Here is a 3,312-nt window from a genome sequence, read left to right on the forward strand (position 1 = left end):
GCGAGGGCGCCACCGGCAACGACGGCACCTCGGCGGCCATCAAGAACACCGAAGGGTCGATCACCTACAACGAGTGGTCGTTCGCGCAAGGCCAGAAATTGAACATGGCCAAGATCATCACGTCGGCGGGTCCGGACGCGGTGGCTATCGGCGCCGACTCGGTCGGCAAAACCATTGCCGGAGCGAAGATCTCGGGCCAAGGCAACGACTTGGTGTTGGACACGGTGTCGTTCTACCGCCCATCGCAGGCCGGCTCTTACCCGATCGTGTTGGCGACTTACGAGATCGTGTGTTCGAAGTATCCCGATGCGCAGGTCGGCACCGCGGTGAAGGCGTTCCTGCAGTCGACGATCGGCGGCGGACAGAACGGCTTGGCGGACAACGGTTACATCCCCATCCCGGACTCCTTCAAGTCGAGGTTGTCGACCGCGGTCAACGCCATCGCCTGATCTGAGGTCGATGTGGTCAGAACCCCGCTAGCTGCACCCGAGCTAGTGGCAGTCGACGCGCGGGCAGCGCGTCGTGGGGACCGGTTGTTCAAGCTACTGGCCTCTGCCGCCGGTTCGACGATGGTCGTCGCGATCGTGTTGATCGCGGTGTTCCTGTTGCTCCGTGCCATCCCGTCCCTGCGGGCCAACCATGCGAACTTCTTCACCAGCGCCGACTTCAACACCGCCGACGACAAGCTCTCCTTCGGGATCCGGGACCTGCTCATGGTCACGGTGCTCAGCTCGGTCAGCGCCTTGGTCGTCGCGGTGCCGATCGCGGTGGGAATCGCCATCTTCATCACCCAGTACGCGCCGAAGAGGTTGGCGCGTCCGTTCGGGGCGATGGTGGACCTGCTGGCCGCGGTGCCGTCGATCATCTACGGGCTCTGGGGAATCTTCGTGCTGGCGCCCCAACTCGAGCCGCTGGCCCAGGCGCTGAACCGGAACGTGTCCTGGCTGTTTCTGTTCAAGCAGGGCAATGTGTCCTTGGCCGGTGGCGGCACCATCTTCACTGCCAGCATCGTGCTGGCCGTGATGATCCTGCCGATCATCTCCTCGGTATCACGAGAAGTGTTCCGGCAGACCCCGCTGATGCAGATCGAAGCGGCGCAGGCGTTGGGCGCGACCAAATGGGAAGTGGTGCGGATGACCGTGCTGCCGTTCGGTCGAAGCGGCGTCATCGCGGCGTCGATGCTGGGTTTGGGCCGCGCGCTCGGTGAAACCGTTGCGGTGCTGATCATCCTGCGTTCGGCGGCGAAGCCCGGGAACTGGTCGTTGTTCGACGGCGGCTACACCTTTGCCTCCAAGATTGCCTCCGCGGCATCGGAATTCAGTGAGCCGTTGCCCACCGGGGCATACATCTCAGCCGGATTCGCGCTGTTCGTCCTGACTTTCGTGGTCAACGCCGCGGCGCGCGCCATCGCCGGCGGGAAAGTCAACGGATGAGCCAGCAACTGAGCCCGCTCGGCGCCGACGCGCTTGACCAGCCGGTGAAGGCGGCGGTATTTCGCACCCTGAGCCCGTGGCGACGCATCAAAAACGGCGCGGCCACAGCCTTTTTCTTCGCCTCGTTCGCCATCGCGCTGGTGCCGCTGATCTGGCTGCTCAGCGTCGTGCTCGCCCGCGGCTGGTATGCGGTCACCCGCTCGGACTGGTGGACGCACTCGTTACGCGGCGTGCTGCCCGAGGAATTCGCGGGCGGCATCTATCACGCGCTGTACGGCACCATGGTGCAAGCCGGGGTGGCCGCGATCATCGCGGTGCCGCTGGGCCTGATGACGGCGGTGTATCTCGTCGAGTACGGCGCCAGTCGGTTGGCGCGCACCACGACATTCATGGTCGACGTGCTCGCCGGCGTGCCGTCGATCGTCGCGGCGCTGTTCATCTTCAGCTTGTGGATCGCCACCTTGGGATTTCAGCAGAGCGCTTTCGCCGTGTCGTTGGCGTTAGTACTGCTCATGCTGCCGGTCGTGGTGCGCTCCACCGAGGAGATGCTTCGGCTGGTGCCCGACGAACTGCGCGAAGCCAGTTACGCGTTGGGTGTGCCGAAGTGGAAGACCATCGTGCGAATCGTGGTACCCATCGCGACGCCGGGCATCGTGTCCGGCATCCTTTTGGCGGTGGCGCGCATCATCGGTGAAACCGCCCCGGTGCTGGTGCTGGTCGGTTACAGCCGGTCGATCAACGTCGACATCTTCAACGGCAACATGGCTTCGCTGCCGCTGCTGATCTACACCGAGCTGACCAATCCCGAACACGCCGGATTCCTGCGGGTCTGGGGTGCGGCGCTGACCCTGATCATCATGGTCGCCGCGATCAATCTGTTCGCCGCGCTGATCCGCTTCCTTTCCGCCAAGCAGGTCTTCACGACACTGCTGGTGACGGTCCGCTCGCTGTTAACGCCGTGAACTGACCCCGGTGGCTACTTGCTCTGCGCGATCTTGAGCACCCTGCCGTTGCCGCGGTCGGCGACGTAGACGTTGTTGTTCTTGTCCACCGCCACCGACAACGGCGTGTTGAGTCCGTTGAACGGCAGTTCGACAGAGGCTGTCGCGCCGGCCGGCAACTTCACCACCACGTTGTTGTCGTGCTCGGTGACGTAGACGTTGTTCGCCGCATCCACCGCGATGCCCCACGGCGCCGTCAGGCCGGTGAACGGCAGCACCGTCTGGTTGCTGGTGCCGGCGTCCAGCATCAGCACCCGGTTGTTGTCGGTGTCGGTGACGTAGACGTTGCCGTTGGTGTCCACCGCGACTCCGTCGGGATTCTTCAGGCCGTCGAACGGCAGCACCTTCTGCGCGGTTGCGCCGGCCGGCACCTCGAGCACCCGGTTGTTACCCCGGTCCGCGACGAACACATCGCCCTGAGCGTTCACGGCGACGCCCTCGGGGTAGTTGAGCCCGCTGAAGGGCACCTCGACCTGGTTGTTCGACCCGGCCGCCAACGCGACCACCCGGTTGTTGAAGTCGGAAACGTAGATCTTGCCGTTGCTGTCCACCGCGATGCCTTGCGGTTCATACAGTCCGTTGAACGGCTTGACCGTGGGGCTGTGGCCGGTCGCCAGCGTCACCACCTTGCCGTACATGCCCTGGTTGGTGACGTAGACCGTCCCGTTGTTGTCCACCGCCACCCCGCCGGGGGAGAGGCGGAAGTTCAGGCCGGTGAACGGCAGCACTTGCTGTCCCGATGCGTCCTGCGCCGGTGCATCGCCGTCGGACGAGTTGAGCAACAACGCGGTGATGCCGATCGCGGCGACGAGCACCACCACCGCCGCGACGGCCCCGATGATCAGTCCTTTGCGCTTCTTACGCGGCGGGGGCTTCGG

Annotated in this window: 4 protein-coding genes; 3 read left to right on the forward strand and 1 reads right to left on the reverse strand. The window is 64.6% G+C overall.

Going from position 1 to position 3,312, the window contains the following annotated elements; genetic code table 11:
• From A9W95_RS07570 to pstA, 3 genes are all read left to right on the forward strand, one after another.
• On the forward strand, positions 1-449 hold a 449-nt coding region (locus tag A9W95_RS07570), incomplete at its 5' end, for a substrate-binding domain-containing protein (RefSeq protein WP_172826577.1).
• A 12-nt stretch (positions 450-461) separates the two neighbouring features.
• A complete protein-coding gene (gene pstC, locus A9W95_RS07575) occupies positions 462-1,433 on the forward strand; it encodes a phosphate ABC transporter permease subunit PstC (protein WP_067410350.1) in 972 nt (323 codons plus the stop codon).
• On the forward strand, positions 1,430-2,395 hold the full coding sequence (pstA, locus tag A9W95_RS07580) for a phosphate ABC transporter permease PstA (protein ID WP_067410352.1): 966 nt from the start codon (positions 1,430-1,432) through the stop codon (positions 2,393-2,395). The genes pstC and pstA overlap by 4 nt, the downstream gene beginning before the upstream one ends.
• A 14-nt stretch (positions 2,396-2,409) precedes the next feature.
• On the opposite strand, the gene A9W95_RS07585 is transcribed toward pstA, so the two are convergent.
• Positions 2,410-3,312: NHL repeat-containing protein (locus tag A9W95_RS07585; RefSeq protein WP_253851589.1), on the reverse strand; the 903-nt coding region annotated here is incomplete at its 5' end.

It is taken from the genome of Mycobacterium sp. 1423905.2 (genome assembly GCF_001673155.1).
GTDB lineage: Bacteria > Actinomycetota > Actinomycetes > Mycobacteriales > Mycobacteriaceae > Mycobacterium.